The sequence below is a fragment of the Streptomyces sp. PL-25 genome, assembly GCF_058344915.1.
The window spans coordinates 5,843,965-5,860,026 of record NZ_CP136997.1 but is presented as its reverse complement, the minus strand read 5'-3'; the positions used below and the strand labels follow the sequence as shown (position 1 = coordinate 5,860,026).

General features: G+C 73.9%; 15 protein-coding genes. 13 read left to right on the top strand and 2 right to left on the bottom strand.

Annotation, left to right across the window (positions count from 1 at the left end; genetic code table 11):
* The first annotated feature begins 7 nt into the window (after nt 1-7).
* The 13 genes from R4Z62_RS26240 to R4Z62_RS26180 are packed head-to-tail and all read left to right on the top strand — an operon-like array spanning nt 8 to nt 14,370.
* Nucleotides 8-1,543, top strand: coding sequence for a right-handed parallel beta-helix repeat-containing protein (locus R4Z62_RS26240; protein ID WP_491521057.1), 1,536 nt, complete (start codon nt 8-10; stop codon nt 1,541-1,543).
* Complete coding sequence (locus tag R4Z62_RS26235) at nt 1,533-2,765, top strand: O-antigen ligase domain-containing protein (RefSeq protein ID WP_491521056.1); 1,233 nt, start codon at nt 1,533-1,535, stop codon at nt 2,763-2,765. The genes R4Z62_RS26240 and R4Z62_RS26235 overlap by 11 nt, the downstream gene beginning before the upstream one ends.
* Before the next feature lie 2 nt (nt 2,766-2,767).
* Nucleotides 2,768-4,009 (top strand): glycosyltransferase, encoded by a 1,242-nt coding sequence (locus R4Z62_RS26230; RefSeq protein ID WP_491521055.1) that lies wholly within the window; start codon nt 2,768-2,770, stop codon nt 4,007-4,009.
* Complete coding sequence (locus R4Z62_RS26225) at nt 4,006-5,241, top strand: class I SAM-dependent methyltransferase (protein WP_491521054.1); 1,236 nt, start codon at nt 4,006-4,008, stop codon at nt 5,239-5,241. The genes R4Z62_RS26230 and R4Z62_RS26225 overlap by 4 nt, the downstream gene beginning before the upstream one ends.
* On the top strand, nt 5,238-6,032 hold the full coding sequence (locus R4Z62_RS26220) for a sugar phosphate nucleotidyltransferase (RefSeq protein ID WP_491521053.1): 795 nt from the start codon (nt 5,238-5,240) through the stop codon (nt 6,030-6,032). Before R4Z62_RS26225 ends, R4Z62_RS26220 begins: the two co-directional genes overlap by 4 nt.
* Complete coding sequence (locus R4Z62_RS26215; RefSeq protein WP_064537693.1) at nt 6,029-6,676, top strand: PIG-L deacetylase family protein; 648 nt, start codon at nt 6,029-6,031, stop codon at nt 6,674-6,676. The genes R4Z62_RS26220 and R4Z62_RS26215 overlap by 4 nt, the downstream gene beginning before the upstream one ends.
* Nucleotides 6,677-6,679: 3 nt before the next feature.
* The gene (locus tag R4Z62_RS26210) at nt 6,680-7,705 is read left to right on the top strand and encodes an NAD-dependent epimerase/dehydratase family protein (protein WP_491521052.1); all 1,026 of its coding nucleotides are present in this window, start codon (nt 6,680-6,682) and stop codon (nt 7,703-7,705) included.
* Nucleotides 7,693-8,976, top strand: coding sequence for a DUF4910 domain-containing protein (locus tag R4Z62_RS26205; protein WP_491521051.1), 1,284 nt, complete (start codon nt 7,693-7,695; stop codon nt 8,974-8,976). The genes R4Z62_RS26210 and R4Z62_RS26205 overlap by 13 nt, the downstream gene beginning before the upstream one ends.
* 5 nt (nt 8,977-8,981) lie before the next feature.
* Nucleotides 8,982-10,292 carry a hypothetical protein gene (locus tag R4Z62_RS26200; protein WP_491521050.1) on the top strand — a complete coding sequence of 437 codons (1,311 nt, stop codon included), beginning with the start codon at nt 8,982-8,984 and terminating at the stop codon, nt 10,290-10,292.
* The gene (locus R4Z62_RS26195; protein WP_491521049.1) at nt 10,289-11,236 is read left to right on the top strand and encodes a glycosyltransferase family 2 protein; all 948 of its coding nucleotides are present in this window, start codon (nt 10,289-10,291) and stop codon (nt 11,234-11,236) included. The genes R4Z62_RS26200 and R4Z62_RS26195 overlap by 4 nt, the downstream gene beginning before the upstream one ends.
* Entirely contained in the window at nt 11,233-12,462 is a 1,230-nt protein-coding gene (locus R4Z62_RS26190) for a polysaccharide pyruvyl transferase family protein (RefSeq protein WP_491521048.1), read from the top strand. Before R4Z62_RS26195 ends, R4Z62_RS26190 begins: the two co-directional genes overlap by 4 nt.
* A complete protein-coding gene (locus R4Z62_RS26185) occupies nt 12,459-13,010 on the top strand; it encodes a dTDP-4-dehydrorhamnose 3,5-epimerase family protein (RefSeq protein WP_381739628.1) in 552 nt (183 codons plus the stop codon). Before R4Z62_RS26190 ends, R4Z62_RS26185 begins: the two co-directional genes overlap by 4 nt.
* A gap of 7 nt (nt 13,011-13,017) precedes the next feature.
* The gene (locus R4Z62_RS26180; RefSeq protein WP_491521047.1) at nt 13,018-14,370 is read left to right on the top strand and encodes a glutamate-1-semialdehyde 2,1-aminomutase; all 1,353 of its coding nucleotides are present in this window, start codon (nt 13,018-13,020) and stop codon (nt 14,368-14,370) included.
* A gap of 12 nt (nt 14,371-14,382) precedes the next feature.
* Here the strand turns inward: R4Z62_RS26180 and R4Z62_RS26175 are convergent, their stop codons facing one another.
* The gene (locus tag R4Z62_RS26175) at nt 14,383-15,048 is read right to left on the bottom strand and encodes a phosphatase PAP2 family protein (RefSeq protein ID WP_491521046.1); all 666 of its coding nucleotides are present in this window, start codon (nt 15,046-15,048) and stop codon (nt 14,383-14,385) included.
* 124 nt (nt 15,049-15,172) lie between these two features.
* Complete coding sequence (locus R4Z62_RS26170; RefSeq protein ID WP_491521045.1) at nt 15,173-15,886, bottom strand: hypothetical protein; 714 nt, start codon at nt 15,884-15,886, stop codon at nt 15,173-15,175.
* Nucleotides 15,887-16,062: the final 176 nt, after the last annotated feature.

The following is a 16,062-nucleotide window of genomic DNA, read 5'->3' as shown; positions in this document are numbered from 1 at the left end:
GGGGCGTGTGGGGAACAAGTGGCGGCACCGGAGGCTGCCCGCGGCACTGCTGGCGCTGGCCCTGTCGGCGGCGGCCGGCTGCGACGGCACACACACCGCGCGGCCGAAGCCGACCGCCGCGCCGTCCGCGGCCGCGGCCCGGGTGTGCGCCGAGCCCGCGCCCGGTCCCGCAAAGGCACCGGCGGGCGCGGTGACCGTCGACCCCGCCGTCACCGGCGACCTGGCCGCCCAGACCAGGAACAGCCCCCCGCACACCACCTTCTGGCTCCGGCCGGGCACGCACCGGCTCGGCCCGGACCGCTACGCCCAGGTCCTGCCCAAGGAGGGCGACACCTATCTCGGGGCGCCGGGCGCGGTGCTGGACGGCCGGAAGACCAACCAGTACGCGTTCGGCGGCACCGCCCGCGACGTCACCATCCGCTTCCTGACCGTGCGGGGGTTCGCCGCCCCGCAGAACGAGGGCGTCGTCAACCACGACTCGGCCGACGGCTGGGTGATCGAGCACACCACGATCCGGGACAACTCCGGTGCCGGGCTGATGGCCGGGGCCCGCCAGCAGGTCCGCGCAAGTTGTCTGCGCGGCAACGGCCAGTACGGCATGAACGCCTACAAGGGCACCGGGCGGATCACCGGCCTGGTGCTCGACGGCAACGAGATCACCGGCAACAACACGGACGACTGGGAGCGGCGGAAGCCGGGCTGCGGCTGCACGGGCGGCGTCAAGTTCTGGGACGTCGACGGCGCCGACGTACGCGGCAACTGGGTGCACGACAACCGCGGGGCCGGGCTGTGGGCGGACACCGACAACAACGACTTCCTCGTCGAGCAGAACCTGATCGAGGCCAACGACGGCGCCGCGCTGATCTACGAGACCAGCTACAACGCGGTCGTCCGCGACAACACGATCCGCCGCAACAACCTGGTGGAGGGCCACCGTTACGCCGATCGCGGCGACACCTTCCCGTTCGCGACGGTCTATGTGTCCGAGTCCGGCGGCGAACCGCGGATCCCGGCCCGTACGGACAAGATCGAGATCTACCGGAACGTCCTGGAGGACAACTGGTCCGGCATCACCCTGTGGGAGAACGCCGACCGGTTCTGCAACAGCCCGGCCAACACCTCCTCCGGCTCCTGCACGCTGCTGGTGAAGGACGCCCGCCGCTGCGCGCGGCCCGCGATCGCCCGCGCGCCGCTCTACTCCGACTGCCGCTGGAAGACCCAGCGGGTGGACATCCACGACAACCGCTTCGTGCTGGACAAGGCCGCCGTCGGCTGCACGGTGAAGTGCGACCGGATGGCGGTGCTCGCCAACTACGGCACCTACCCGGACTGGTCGCCGTACCAGGGCGAGCGGGTGGCCGAGGCGATCACCCTGGGGCAGCACAACCGCTGGCACGACAACGTCTACGTCGGGCCGTGGACGTTCGTCGCGCACGACCCGAGCCGGACCCTGGACCGGACGCAGTGGCAGGGCGCGCCCTACCGGCAGGACGCGGGCAGCACCTTCCCCGCACCACCGGGAGGTGACCGCGATGGCGGCTGACCGCACGTCGCGGATCGTCGGGGCGTCCTGGGGGCTGCTGGTCCTCAACACCCTCGGCTCCGCCGGGGCGCGCACCATCGTGCCGCTGCCCCGCTCGCTCATCCAGATGGTCACCATGGGCGCGCTGGTCGCCGCGTTCGCGCTGGCGCTCGCGGCCAATCCCCGGGTGCGGATCCGTCCCGGCGCCTATCTGCTGCTGCTCACCCTGCTGCTGGTGCCGAGCGTGATCTCCAGCGTGCATCTGGCGTCCGGGTTCGGCGCGCTGTTCCGCTGCGGCCGGCTGGCGCTGTTCGTCAGCACGCTGTGGCTGCTCAGCCGCTGGTGGGACGGCGGCAGGACGTTCGTACGGCACCACATCCGGATGTATCTGGCGGTGCTCGCCTCGGTGGCCGCCGGTCTGGTCGCCTCGCCGGGCGCGGCCCTGCCCGACCTCTACGGCGGGCGGCTGGTCGGCGCGTGGTGGCCGCTGACCCCGCCGCAGATCGGGCAGTACGCGGCGGTGATCATCGGGCTGACCGTGCTGCTGGTGCTGGGCCGCCGCACCGACCGGACCAGTGCGGCGGTGGTCGTCGTGCCGTCCCTGGTACTGCTGGCGCTGACCCACACCCGCACGGCCACGCTGGGGCTGCTCGTCGGGCTGGCGGCGGCGATCGGCTCGCTGGTGCTGACCAGCGCCGCCGCCCGCCGGTTCTTCGCCTGGGCCCTGCTGTGCGGCGCGGTGGCCGCGGTGGGCTTCTCCTCGGCGGTGCGGACGTGGTTCCTGCGCGGGCAGAGCCAGGAGAACTTCTCCAGCCTCACCGGCCGCGCCAAGGTCTGGCACGCGCTGCTGACGGCGCCCCGGACGACCACGGAGTACCTGTTCGGCGCGGGCCTGGGCGACAAGTCCTTCGACGGGCTGCCGATCGACAACAGCTGGCTTGCCGTCTACAACGAGCAGGGCGTGCTGGGCGTCGCCCTGGTCGCGGCGGTCATCGCCGTCCTCGGCGGTGTCGCGCTGCTGCGCCCGCCGTCGCTGTCGCGGGCCTGCGCGATCTTCCTGATCACCTACTGCGCCATCGCGTCGTACACCGAGGCCGGGCTGGGCGACGCCTCGCCGTATCTGCTGCATCTGGCCGTGGCCGCCTCGCTGCTGGCCACGCCCGCCGAGGCCGCCGCGCTCCCGGCGCCCGGCGTCCCCCGGCGGCACGTGCCGCGCTGGGCCGAGAGTGGGGAGGTGACCTGAGCATGCGTGTCCTCGTGGTGCACAACCGCTACGCGTCGGCGCAGCCGAGCGGGGAGAACAAGGTCGTCGACCAGGAGGTGGCGCTGCTGCGCGAGGCCGGGCACCGGGTCGAGGTGTTCGAGCGGCGCAGCGACGACATCGCCGCCCGGTCCCTGCCGGGCAAGGCCGCCGTCCCGCTGCTGGTGCCGTGGAACCCGGCGGTCCGCGCGGAACTCGCCGCCCGGCTGCGTACGGCACGGCCGGACGTGGTGCACATCCACAACGTCTTCCCGCTGCTGTCCCCCGCGGTGCTGGCCGCCTGCGCCGACACCGGGGTGCCCGCCGTCGCCACGCTGCACAACTACACCCAGGTCTGCCCGCCCGGCACGCTGCACCGGGACGGCCGGGCGTGCACCGAGTGCGTCGGGTCCACGCCGCTGCCCGCCGTCCGGCACGGCTGCTACCGCGGCTCCCGGCTGGCGACGGTGCCGCTCGCGGTCGGCATGGCGGTCAACCGGCGGCGGTGGTGGACGGGCGTGGAGCGGTTCTTCTGCATCTCCGCGGCGCAGCGCGAGGTCCTGGTGCGGGCCGGGATGCCGGCCGAGCGGCTGGCGGTGAAGCACAACTTCGTGCCCGAGCCGGGCGTCCGCCGCGACGGCCCCGGCGAGCACCTGCTGTACCTGGGCCGGCTCGCGGAGACCAAGGGCGTACGGCTGCTGATGGCCGCGTGGGACGAGATCGCGGCCGGCGGCGGTGCGGGCGTACCGCTGGTGATCGCCGGGGCGGGGCCGCTGGAGCGGGAGGTGACCGCCTGGGCGGCGGGCCGCGACGACGTGCGTTACGCCGGTCTGCTCGATGGGGACGAGTGCCGCCGGGCCGTCGCCCGGTCGGTGGCCGTGGTGGCGCCGTCGACCTGGCTGGAGGCGTTCGGCCTGGTGGTGGTGGAGGCGATGGCGGCGGGCGTCCCGGCCGTCGCCGCCGCACACGGCGCCTTCACCGAACTCGTCGAGGACGGGGTGACCGGGCTGCTGCACCGGCCGGGCGAGGCCGCCTCGCTCGCGTCCTGCCTGCGCCGGATCACCGCCGAGGGCGCGCCGGGCGAGGCGATGGGCCGGGCGGCCCGGCTCCGTTACGAGCAGGGCTTCAGCCCGGCCGTCGGGCTGGAGCGCCTGCTGGAGGGGTACCGCACCGCGATCGCGGGACGGACGGCACTGGCCCGTGGCGGGGGTTCCCGCGCGGGCAGGGGGGATGGGGACAGCGGATGACACGATGCCGACTCTGCGGCTCCGAGGCGATGGCGAGCGTCGTCGACCTGGGGGCGACACCACCATGCGAGAGCTTCCTCGCAGCGGACCAGCTGGACGAGCCGGAACCGGCGTACCCGCTGCACCTGCGGGTCTGCACCGACTGCTGGCTGGCGCAGCTCCCGCCGCTGATCACCCCGGAGGAGACGTTCAAGGAGTACGCGTACTTCTCCTCGTACTCGGCCTCCTGGGTGGAGCACGCGCGCGCGTTCGTCGACGGCGCCGTGCGGCGGCTGGGCCTGGGCGAGGGCTCCTTCGTGGTGGAGGTCGCCAGCAACGACGGGTATCTGCTGCGGCACGTGGTGGACCGCCGGATCCGCTGCCTGGGCGTCGAGCCGTCGGTGAACGTGGGCGCGGCGGCGCTGGAGGCGGGCGTGCCCACGCTCACCGCGTTCCTCGACCCGGACACCGGAGCGGCCGTCCGCGCCGAGCACGGCCCGGCCGACCTGGTCGTGGCCAACAACGTGTACGCGCACATCCCCGACGTCACCGGCTTCACCCGGGGCCTGCGCGCCCTGGTCGCCGACGACGGCTGGGTCTGTGTCGAGGTGCAGCACCTGCTGACCCTGATCGAGGAGAACCAGTACGACACGATCTACCACGAGCACTTCCAGTACTACACGGTCGCCTCCGCGATCCGCGCGCTGGCCGGCGGCGGGCTCGCGCTCGTGGACGTCGAGCTGCTGCCCACGCACGGCGGTTCGATCCGGCTGTGGGCCCGGCCCGCCGAGGCGGCCGGTACGCCGTCGCGGCGCGTGGCCGACGTGCTGGCCCGGGAGCGGGCCGCCGGGCTGCAGGAGCTGTCCGGGTACACCGAGTTCTCCGCCCGGGTGGCCAAGGTGCGCCGCGATCTGCTGCGGTTCCTCGTCGAGGCGGCCGACCGCGGCGAGACGGTGGTCGGCTACGGCGCCCCGGGCAAGGGCAACACCCTGCTCAACCACTGTGGCATCCGGCCCGATCTGCTCCCGTACACGGTCGACCGCAACCCGTACAAGCACGGCAGGTTCACCCCCGGCACCCGCATCCCGATCCTGCCGCCCGAGCGGATCGCCGCCGACCGGCCCGACTACGTGCTGGTCCTGCCGTGGAACCTGCGGGCCGAGCTGGTCGAGCAGCTGTCCTATGTGCACGACTGGGGCGGCCGGCTGGTCTTCCCCATACCGGAACTGAGCATTGTCGAGGTCAGGCCATGAAGGTCGTTCTCTTCTGCGGCGGCTACGGGCTGCGCATGCGCAACGGCAGCTCCGACGACGTGCCCAAGCCGATGGCGATGGTCGGTCCGCGCCCGCTGATCTGGCACGTGATGCGCTACTACGCGCACTACGGGCACACGGAGTTCATCCTGTGCCTGGGCTACGGGGCCCACCACATCAAGGAGTTCTTCCTCCGCTACGAGGAGACGGCCTCCAACGACTTCGTGCTGCGCGGCGGGCGGACCGAGCTGCTGTCCACCGACATCTCCTCGTGGACGATCACGTTCGCGCAGACGGGCCTGGAGTCGCCGATCGGCGAGCGGCTGCGCCGGGTGCGCCACCATCTGGACGGCGACGAGATGTTCCTCGCCAACTACGCCGACGTGCTCACCGACGCGCCGCTGCCGGAGATGATCGACCGGTTCGCGCGGCGCGACGCGGGCGCCTCAATGATGGTGGTGCCGCCGCAGTCCTCGTTCCACTGCGTGGAGCTGGGCGACGACGGCCTGGTGGGCGGCATCACCGCGGTGAGCGAACTGCCGCTGTGGGAGAACGGCGGCTACTTCGTGCTCCGCCAGGAGGTCTTCGACCACATCCCGGAGAACGGGGACCTGGTGGCCGACGGCTGCGCCCAACTGGCCAAGCGGGAACGGCTGACGGCGTACCGGCACCGCGGTTTCTGGAAGCCGACCGACACCGTCAAGGAGCGCGCCGCGCTCGACGAGGCGTACGCCCGGGGCGAGCGGCCGTGGGCCGTGTGGGAGCGGGCCGGCGCCGGAGCGCGGGCGTGATCCGGCTCGGGGCCGGGCCCCTGGACCGGGTCGTCGCGGTCGGCGCGCACTGCGACGACATCGCCATCGGCGCCGGCGGCACCCTGCTGACGCTCTGCCGCGCCCGGCCCGGCGTCCGCGTCGACGCGCTGGTGCTCTCGGGCGGCGGCGGCGAGCGGGAGCAGGAGGAGCAGGCCGCGCTCGCCGCCTTCTGTCCGGGCGCCGACCTGCGGCTGACCGTGCTCAAACTGCCCGACGGCCGCATCCCGGCCCGCTGGGAGGAGGCCAAGGCGGCGGTCGAGGAGCTGCGCGCGCGCACCGAGCCGGACCTCGTGCTGGCCCCGCGCGCCGACGACGCGCACCAGGACCACCGCACCCTGGCGCGGCTGCTGCCCACCGCGTTCCGCGATCACCTCGTGCTCGGCTACGAGATCGTCAAGTGGGACGGCGACCTCGGCCGTCCGGCGGTGTACCAGCCGCTGTCACCGGAGACCGCCGAGCGGAAGGTGCGGCTGCTCCAGGAGCACTATCCCTCGCAGCGGCACCGGCCCTGGTACGACCGGGAGGCCTTCCTCGGGCTCGCCCGGATCCGCGGCATCGAATGCCACGCGCGCTACGCCGAGGCGTTCGCCGTCACCAAACTCACTCTCGACCTGGGGGAATGAACCTTGCGCGTACTGCTGACCGGCCACCTGGGCTACCTGGGCACCGTGATGGCCCCGGTGCTGACCGCCGCGGGGCACGAGGTCGTCGGGCTGGACGCCGGCCTGTTCGCCGACTGCGTGCTGGGCCCGGTGCCGGACGACCCGCCGGGGCACCGGGTGGACCTGCGTGACGTCACCGCCGACCAGGTGGCCGGGGTGGACGCCGTGATCCACCTGGCCGCGCTCTCCAACGACCCGCTGGGGTCGCTGGCGCCCGACCTCACCTACGACATCAACCACCGCGCCTCCGTACGGCTCGCCCGGCTGGCCCGCGACGCCGGGGTGCGGCGCTTCCTGTACGCGTCGACGTGCTCGGTCTACGGCGCGGCGGGCGGCGACGACCTGGTGACCGAGGACGCCCCGCTGCGCCCGGTGACTCCGTACGCGGAGTCCAAGGTGCGGGTGGAGGACGATCTGCACGCGCTCGCCGACGGCGACTTCAGCCCGGTGTACCTGCGCAACGCCACCGCGTTCGGCCACTCGCCCCGGCTGCGCGCCGACATCGTGCTGAACAACCTGGTGGGCCACGCGCTGCTGTCCGGGGAGGTGCTGGTGCTCTCCGACGGCACGCCCTGGCGCCCGCTGGTGCACGCCGCCGACATCGCACGGGCCTTCACGGCGGCGCTGACCGCGCCCCGGGAGGCGGTGCACGACAAGGCGTTCAACATCGGCAGCGAGACCAACAACGTGACCGTCGCCGAGATCGCCGAGCAGGTCGCGGAAGCCGTGGACGGCTCGCGGGTGGTGATCACCGGGGAGACCGGCGCCGACCCGCGCTCCTACCGGGTGGACTTCTCCCGGTTCCGGGCCGCGGTGCCCGGCTTCGACTGCGAGTGGACGGTGAAGCGGGGCGCGCTCGAACTCGCCGACGCCTACCGCGAGCACGGGCTGACCCGGGAGGACTTCGAGCGGCGCTTCACCCGCCTGGCCGTGCTGCGCGCGGCCGCCGCGGCGGGCACCGTCGACGACACCCTGCGGTGGCGCCGGTGACCGCCGCGGGCGAGGAGATGTACGCGCTGGTGGAGCGGCTGTACCCGCTGTGCCGGAGCATCACCGGCGACGGGGTGCGCGCCACGCTGGAGATCGTCGGCGAGTACGTCCCGCTGCGCGTGCACGAGGTGCCGACCGGCACGCAGGTGCTCGACTGGACGGTGCCGCAGGAGTGGAACATCCGGGACGCGTACGTCGCCGACGCCTCGGGCCGCCGCGTCGTCGACTTCGCCGCGTCCAGTCTGCATGTGCTCGGCTACAGCGTGCCGGTGGCGGCGACCCTGCCGCTGGCCGAGCTGCGCGAGCACCTGTACACCCTGCCGGAGCACCCGTCCTGGGTGCCCTACCGCACCAGCTACTACAAGCCCGAGTGGGGATTCTGCCTGGCCCAGGAGACGCTGGACGCGCTGCCCGAGGGCGAGTACGAGGTGCGCGTCGACTCCACCCTGGCCGACGGCCACCTCACCTACGCCGAGCACGTGGTCCCGGGGCAGGTCCCCGACGAGGTGCTCGTCTCCGCCCATGTCTGCCACCCGTCGCTGGCCAACGACAATCTGGCCGGTATCGCGGTGGCGGTGTTCCTGGCGCGGGCGCTGGCGGAGCAACAGCCCTACTACACCTACCGGTTCCTCTTCGCGCCCGGCACCATCGGGGCGATCACCTGGCTGGCCCGCAACGCGGAGCGCGTCGGCCGGGTCAGGCACGGACTGGTGCTGGCCTGCGCCGGTGACCCGGGCCGTCTGACGTACAAGCGGAGCAGACGCGGCGACGCGGAGATCGACCAGGTGCTGCGCCATGTGCTGACCACCTCCGAACGGCCGCACGAAATAAGGGAGTTCACCCCGTACGGCTACGACGAGCGGCAGTTCTGCTCGCCCGGGTTCGACCTCGGCGTGGGCTCGCTCAGCCGGACCCCGTACGCCGGATACCCGGAGTACCACACCTCGGCGGACGACCTGGACCTCGTCTCGCCCGAGGCGATGGCGGACACGCTCGCCGTGTGCCGCGAGGCGTTCGCCGTGCTGGACCGCAACCGGCGCTACGTCAACCTCAGCCCGTACGGAGAACCGCAGTTGGGCCGCCGCGGTCTGTACGACTCGCTCGGCGGACGCAGCGACGCCAAGGAGGCCCAGCTCGCCATGTTGTGGGTGCTCAGCCTCTCCGACGGCGAGCACAGCCTGCTGGACGTCGCCGAGCGGTCCGGGCTGCCCTTCGACGCCGTGGCCGCCGCCGCCGACGCCCTGCACGGCGCCGGACTGGTCAAGGCGTGACGCCGGTGACCACCGGGGAGGAGCAGACGGCGGCACCGCCGGCCGGGGCCGCGGACGGCGGGCGGTCCGCCAGGCGCGCCCTCGTCGGCCGGCTGTCCTGGGGACTGGCCGACCAGGCGGCCTCCAGCGTCACCAACTTCGTGGTGGGCGCGTATGTGGCGCGCTCGCTGGGGGTGACCGCGTTCGGTGTGTTCAGCCTGGCCTGGGTGACGTACGGCGTGGTGCTCAACGTCTCCCGCGGGCTGGCCACCGACCCGCTCGTGGTGCGCTTCAGCGGCGTACCGCAGGCGTCCTGGCGCGCGGCCGTGGAACGGTCGGCGGGCACCGCGCTCGGCGTCGGCGGCGCCATCGGCGCGGCGTGCCTGGTGGCCGGGCTCGGCCTCGGCGGCCGGGTGGGAACCGCGTTCGCCTGCCTCGGCGTGATGCTGCCGGGGCTGCTGCTCCAGGACTCCTGGCGGTTCGCGTTCTTCGCGGCGGGCGCCGGGCGCAAGGCGTTCGTCAACGACGTCGTGTCCGGTGTCGTGCTCGTCCCGGCCATGGTCGTGGCGGCGCGGGTGGGCAGCGTGGCCGCCTTCGTGCTCGCCTGGGGCGCGGCCGCCACGGTGGCCGCCGGTTACGGCTGCCTCCAGTCCGGCATCCGGCCCCGGCCGGGCCGGGCGCGCGGCTGGCTGCGCGAACAGCGCGACCTCGGCTACCGGTATCTGGTCGAGAACGTCAGCCTCAGCGGCGCCGGCCAGCTGCGGGCGTACGGGCTCGGCGCGATCGCCGGGGTGAGCGCGGTGGGCGCGGTACGCGGCGCCGAACTGCTGCTCGGCCCGTTCCTCGCGGTGCTGATGGGCCTGTCGCTGGTCACCGTCCCGGAGGCGGCCCGGGTGCTGCGCCGGGCCCCGCACCGCCTCGGCTCGTTCTGCCTCGGCCTGGGCGGCGGGCAGGCCGCCGCCGCGCTGCTGTGGGGCGGGGCGCTGCTGCTGATGCCGGACCGGCTCGGCGAGCTGGTGCTCGGCGACGTCTGGCACTCCTCCGCCGTCCTCATCGTGCCGGTCACCCTCAGCGTCGCGGGCGCGGGCCTCGGCACCGGCGCCGCGGCCGGGCTGCGCGCGCTCGGCGCGGCCCGGCGCAGCCTGCGCTGCCAGTTGTTCGCCTCCGCCTGCTACGTCGGCGGCGGTCTCGGCGGCGCGGCCCTCGCCGGCACCGTCGGCTCGGCCTGGGGCGTCGCCGCCGCGACCGTCGGCGGCTCGGCCCTGTGGTGGCGGCAGCTGCGCTCCGCCCTGCGCGAGCGGCACCACAACCCCGTACCCGAAGTGAGGAACCCATGACCGCCCGCCCCCGGCTGAGCATCGGCCTGCCCGTGTACAACGGCGAGGAGTACCTGGCCGAGTCCTTCGACGCGCTGCTCGGCCAGACCTACGAGGACTTCGAGCTGATCGTCTCCGACAACGCCTCGACCGACGCGACCGAGGACATCTGCCGGAAGTACGCCGCGCGGGACCCGCGCGTCCGCTACCTCCGGCTCCCCCGCAACATCGGCGCCACACCGAACCACAACCGGGTGTTCGCCGAGGCGCGCGGCGAACTGTTCAAGTGGGCCTCGCACGACGACCTGTACGGCCGGGACCTGCTGCTGCGCTGCGTCCAGGCGCTGGACGAGCGGCCGGACGTGATCCTCGCGCACACCGGCCAGGCCGTCGTCGACGGCGACGGACGGCTCAAGGTCCCCTACGCGTACGGCCTCGCCACCGACTCGCCGCACCCGCCGGAGCGCTTCCGCAGCCTGCTGTTCGAGCCGGGCGGCGACGACTTCTACGGGGTGATGCGGGCCGACGTGCTGCGCCGGGTGAAGCCGCTGGACAGCTACCACCACGCGGACCGCACGTTCGTCGCCGAGATCACCCTGCACGGGCGCTTCCACCAGGTGCCGGAGCTGCTGTACTTCCGCCGCGACCACCCGCACCGCGCCGAACGGGCGAACCCGGGCAAGCGCGCCCGGTGCGTCAATCTGGACCCGCGCCGGGCGGGCCCGCTGCACCCGGTGCCCCGGCTGCTCGCCGAGTACGTCTGGGGCTTCGTCGCCGCGGTCCGGCGGGCGCCGCTGTCCGCGGCCGACCGGCGGGCCTGCTACCGCCATCTGGCCGCGTGGGCGAGCAGCCGGGTCCGGCCGGGCGCCGGCGAGCGCGTCGAGGACCGCGCCCCCGTCGACCCGGAGCGGCTCGACGTGTCGGTCGACGCCCTGGTCGCCGGGCGCGAGGGGAGGCGGGCATGACGTCTTCCGCCCAACGCCCCGTACGCGTGGGGGTGTTCGGCCTGCTCGGCTCCGGCAACCTCGGCAACGACGGCTCGCTCGAAGCCGTCCTCGGCCACCTCGCCGCCCGGCACCCGGACGCTGCCGTGGACGCGCTGTGCGGCGGCCCGGAAGCCGTCACGGCCCGGTTCGGCATCCCGGCGACGCGGCTGCACTGGTACCGGGGCGAGTACCGGACCGCGTCGCGCGCGGGCGCGGTCGCCGCCAAGGGCGTCGGCAAACTCGTCGATGTCTTCCGCACCGCCGCCTGGGTGCGCCGCCACGACGTGGTGATCGTGCCGGGCATGGGCGTCCTGGAGGCCACGCTGCCGCTGCGCCCGTGGGGCTTCCCGTACGCGCTGTTCCTGCTCTGCGCGAGCGGCCGGCTGTCCGGCACCCGCGTCGCACTGGTCGGCGTCGGCGCGGCGCCGATCGGGAACCGGGCGACCCGCGCCCTGGTGCGCTGGTCGGCGCGGCTCGCCACGTACCGCTCGTACCGCGACGCCCCGTCGCGCGACGCGATCCGGGCGATGGGCGTGGACACCTCGCGCGACCGGGTCCACCCGGACCTCGCGTTCTCCCTGCCGGTGCCGCCGGACGGGCCCGCGGCGGAGCCGGGCCGGGTCTGCGTGGGCGTCATGGACTTCCACGGCGGCGACGACGACCGCGACCGCGCCGACGAGATCCACCGCCGCTACCTCGACGGGACGATCCGCTTCGTCCGCGCGCTGGTGGCGGAGGGCAGGCCGGTCCGGCTGCTCACCGGCGACCGGTGCGACGCGCCGGTGGTCGCCGCGATCCTCGACGCCGTGGACTCCCCGCTGGTCAGCGCCGCCGAGACGGCCTCCCTCGCCGACCTGATGAGGGAGACGGCGGCCGCCGACAGCGTGGTGGCCGTCCGCTACCACAATCTCATCTGCGCGCTGCGGACCGGCACTCCGGCCCTGGCGCTCTGCTACGCGGCCAAGAGCGACGCGCTGATGGCCGGGATGGGGCTCGCCGCGTACTGCCATCCGGCGCGCGAGGTCGACGCCGACCGGCTGCTGGAGCAGTTCCGGTCGCTGGAGAAGGAGTCGGCCGGGCTGCGCCGCACCCTCGCCGAACGCAACCGGGACGCCGCCCGGCGCCTGGAGGACCAGTTCGACGCCCTGACCGCGGCCCTGTTCCCGGCGGCCGGCCCCGACCACGCCCTGCGGGAGGCTCCATGAAGGCGATCGACGTACCCGAGATCGACGGCGCGTACCTGTTCGAACCGACGGCCCACGCCGACGAACGCGGCTTCTTCTGCCGCACCTTCGACGCCGACGTGCTGCGCTCGGTGGGCCTGGACCCGGACGCCTTCGTCCAGGACAGCCTGTCCCGCTCGGCGGGCGGCGTGCTGCGCGGCCTGCACCTGCGCTCCGGCGCGGGCGAGGCCAAGCTGGTGCGGTGCTCGTACGGGAAGGTCTACGACGTCGTCGTGGACCTGCGCCCGCACTCGCCGACCTACCTCGGCCGGGCCTCCTTCGAGCTGTCCGGCGAGACCCAGGTGACCCTCTACGTCCCGGCCGGGTGCGCGCACGGCTTCCAGGCCCTCACCGACCCCGCCGACGTCTCGTACCGCATCGACCGCCCGCACGATCCGGCCGAGGACGTGACGATCGCCTTCGACGACCCGGAGCTGGCCATCCCGTGGCCGCTCCCGGTCACCTCGACGTCCCGGCGCGACCGGGAGGCACCGGGCCTCGCCGAGGCCCTGCGGCAGAAGGAGAGCTGAGGCAGGAGTGCACACCGAGAACACCGAATGGACCGCGTTCCAGGGAGACTTGGACCTCCCCCGGTCACGCGCGGCGAACGAACGGCTGCACGCCCTGATCCCGGGCGGCGCGCACACCTACGCCAAGGGCGACGACCAGTATCCCGAGAACCTGGCCCCGGTCATCAGCCACGGCCACGGTGCCCATGTGTGGGACGTGGACGGCAACCGGTACATCGAGTACGGCTCCGGCCTCCGGTCGGTCAGCCTCGGCCACGCCCACCCGCGCGTGACCGAGGCGGTGCGGCGCCAGCTCGACCGCGGCAGCAACTTCGTCCGGCCGTCCATCGTGGAGGTCGAGGCGGCGGAACGCTTCCTGGCGACGGTGCCGACCGCCGAGATGGTGAAGTTCGCGAAGAACGGCTCCGACGCCACCACAGCGGCGGTGCGCCTGGCACGCGCCGCCACCGGCCGCCCGAAGGTGGCCGTCTGCGCCGACCACCCCTTCTTCTCCGTCGACGACTGGTTCATCGGCACCACACCGATGAACGCCGGTGTCCCGGCACCCACCGGTGACCTCACCCTGGCCTTCCCCTACGGCGACCTGACCGCCACCGAGGAACTGCTCACCCGCCACCGGGACGAGATCGCCTGCCTGATCCTCGAACCCGCCACCCACACCGAGCCCCCGCCCGGCTACCTCGCCGGACTGCGCGACCTGGCCGACCGGCACGGCTGCGTCCTGGTCTTCGACGAGATGATCACCGGCCTGCGCTGGTCCGAGGCGGGCGCCCAGGGCCTGTACGGCGTCGTCCCCGACCTCTCCACGTTCGGCAAGGCCCTGGGCAACGGGTTCGCCGTCGCCGCGCTGGCGGGCCGCCGCGACCTGATGGAACGCGGCGGACTGCGCCACCCGGGCGACCGGGTGTTCCTGCTGTCCACCACGCACGGCGCGGAGACCCACTCCCTGGCCGCCGCGACGGCCGTGCTCACCACCTACACCGAGGAGGGCGTCACCGCCCGACTGCACGATCTCGGCGAGCAGTTGGCCGCCGGTGTGCGCGCGGCGGCGGCCGCGGCGGGCGTCGCCGATCACGTCGTCGTCCGGGGCCGGGCCAGCAACCTGGTCTTCGCCACCCTCGACGAGCACGGCCGGCCGTCGCAGCGCTACCGCACCCTGTTCCTGCGCGGGCTCCTCGCGGGCGGGGTGCTGGCCCCCTCGTTCGTGGTGAGCAGCGCGCTCGACGACGCCGACATCGCCCAGACCGTCGACGCCGTCTCCGGTGCCTGCGCGGTCTACCGGAAGGCCCTGGACAACGGCGACCCGACCCCGTGGCTCGGCGGGCGCCCGGTGAAACCGGTGTTCCGGCGCTGGGCCTGAGCTGACGCCGGATCAGCGCGGCCGCCGCCACCGTCCGGCGCCGGCCGCCCGGTCGACCGTCCACGCGGCGACCGGCACCACCGCCAGCGCGGTGCACCAGCCGCCGAGGGCGTCGCTCGGATAGTGCGCGCCCAGGACGACCTCGGCCCACCCCATGACACCACCGGCGACCAGCGCGGCGCCCAGCACGAGCGGCACACCGGCCGCCCGGCCGAGCCCGAGCCGACCGGCCACGGTCAGCGCCACCACGAGAGCGACGGCGGTGGCGAAGGCGGTGTGCCCGCTCGGGTACGACAGGTTGTGGTCCCCGTGAATGGTCCGCCCCACCACGGACTTGAGCCCCGTGGCCACGACCACGGCCGCCCCCGGCCCGGCGACGGCGAGCACCGCCGCCCGCCGGGACCGCAGCAGCACACACCCCCCGACGACGGCCAGTACCAGCAGCACCGCCCCCGCCGGCTCCCCCAACGCGTCGACGGCGAGGGCGACATGCCGCCAGAACGCCCCGGCCCCCTCGGCTCCCGCCGTGATCCGCGCATCCACCGCGGTGGGCCCGCTCTGCCCGGCGTACGCCACCCCGAGCACGACGACGACCAGCGCACCGAGAGCGACGACCGCCCCGAGCGGGGCACGCAGCACCGATGGCAGCACAGGGTTCGCCGCCCCCCGCCCGCTCATGCGATGCGTCTCCCCCCGCCGGCCCCGCCTCGCCACACTAGCCAAGAACTCGCCACACTAGCCAAGAACCCGGCCCTCAGCACCGCCTTCGACGGCCCTGCCACGGACCGATCGACACGCCCGCTCAGGAAGCCTTACGGCGGCGTCTGCGGGCCACGACGGCCAGACCCGCACCGACAGCGATCGAGGCACCGCCGGCACCGAGCATCGCGGGCCAGGCGGCGCCGCCTCCGGTCTCGGCCAGCGCCGCGCCACCAGCGCCGGTACCGTCCTGACCGACCTGGTCGTCGCCGGGCTCCTGAGCGCTCCCGGGGGTGCCGTCGCCTCCAGGTGTCTCCGGGACGGCAGGCTTCTCCTGGTCGGCAGGCTTTTCCTCGTCGCCGGGTTTCCCCGGGCCGACGGGCTTCTCCCCGTCACCGGGTTTCTCCCCTCCGCCGGGCTTCTCACCGTCACCGGGATTCCCGCCCCCGCCGGGCTTCTCGCCTCCGCCGGGCTTCTCCCCCTCGCCCGGCTTCTCCCCCTCGCCGGGCTTCTCGCCGCCCTCAGTGGGAGCGCTGATCTTCGAGGCCACCCAGTAGTCCGGGTCCGACTGAACCTGACCGTCATAGATCCGTGGCCCCATGAAGAACTCGACGAGCGGGGCGTCCGCTCCGGCGCGGATGCGGACAGGAACGGTGGTACGCCCCTCAGGCACCGAGAACGCTTCCAGCAGCGCGACATCGAAGTTGCCCAGCTCCGGATCGCTGTCGACCTGTGCGTCACGCCACACGCCGTCGACATGGACCTGGACCTGGAGGTCGTCCCCGTACACCTGAGGACCGTCCGTGTTGAGAGCCATGTCGAGCATCCAGACCTCGCCCCCGTCATGGGCGTTGTCGATGACGACGGAGAATTCCGCCCAGTCGCCGCCTGCCTCGACGGTCTCCGGGACACCTTCGAGCCTGAGGTCCGGGGCCGTGTCGGCATGTGCCTGCCCGCCCCGGGGCCCCGGACCCTCCGCCGCGCTCCGGTCGG

Coding starts and splice junctions, on each gene's coding strand:
- R4Z62_RS26235 (WP_491521056.1), top strand. CDS start 1,533: ATGGCGGCTGACCGCACGTCGCGGATCGTCGGGGCGTCCTGGGGGCTG.
- R4Z62_RS26230 (WP_491521055.1), top strand. CDS start 2,768: ATGCGTGTCCTCGTGGTGCACAACCGCTACGCGTCGGCGCAGCCGAGC.
- R4Z62_RS26225 (WP_491521054.1), top strand. CDS start 4,006: ATGACACGATGCCGACTCTGCGGCTCCGAGGCGATGGCGAGCGTCGTC.
- R4Z62_RS26220 (WP_491521053.1), top strand. CDS start 5,238: ATGAAGGTCGTTCTCTTCTGCGGCGGCTACGGGCTGCGCATGCGCAAC.
- R4Z62_RS26195 (WP_491521049.1), top strand. CDS start 10,289: ATGACCGCCCGCCCCCGGCTGAGCATCGGCCTGCCCGTGTACAACGGC.
- R4Z62_RS26190 (WP_491521048.1), top strand. CDS start 11,233: ATGACGTCTTCCGCCCAACGCCCCGTACGCGTGGGGGTGTTCGGCCTG.
- R4Z62_RS26185 (WP_381739628.1), top strand. CDS start 12,459: ATGAAGGCGATCGACGTACCCGAGATCGACGGCGCGTACCTGTTCGAA.
- R4Z62_RS26175 (WP_491521046.1), bottom strand. CDS start 15,048: ATGAGCGGGCGGGGGGCGGCGAACCCTGTGCTGCCATCGGTGCTGCGT.
- R4Z62_RS26170 (WP_491521045.1), bottom strand. CDS start 15,886: ATGGCTCTCAACACGGACGGTCCTCAGGTGTACGGGGACGACCTCCAG.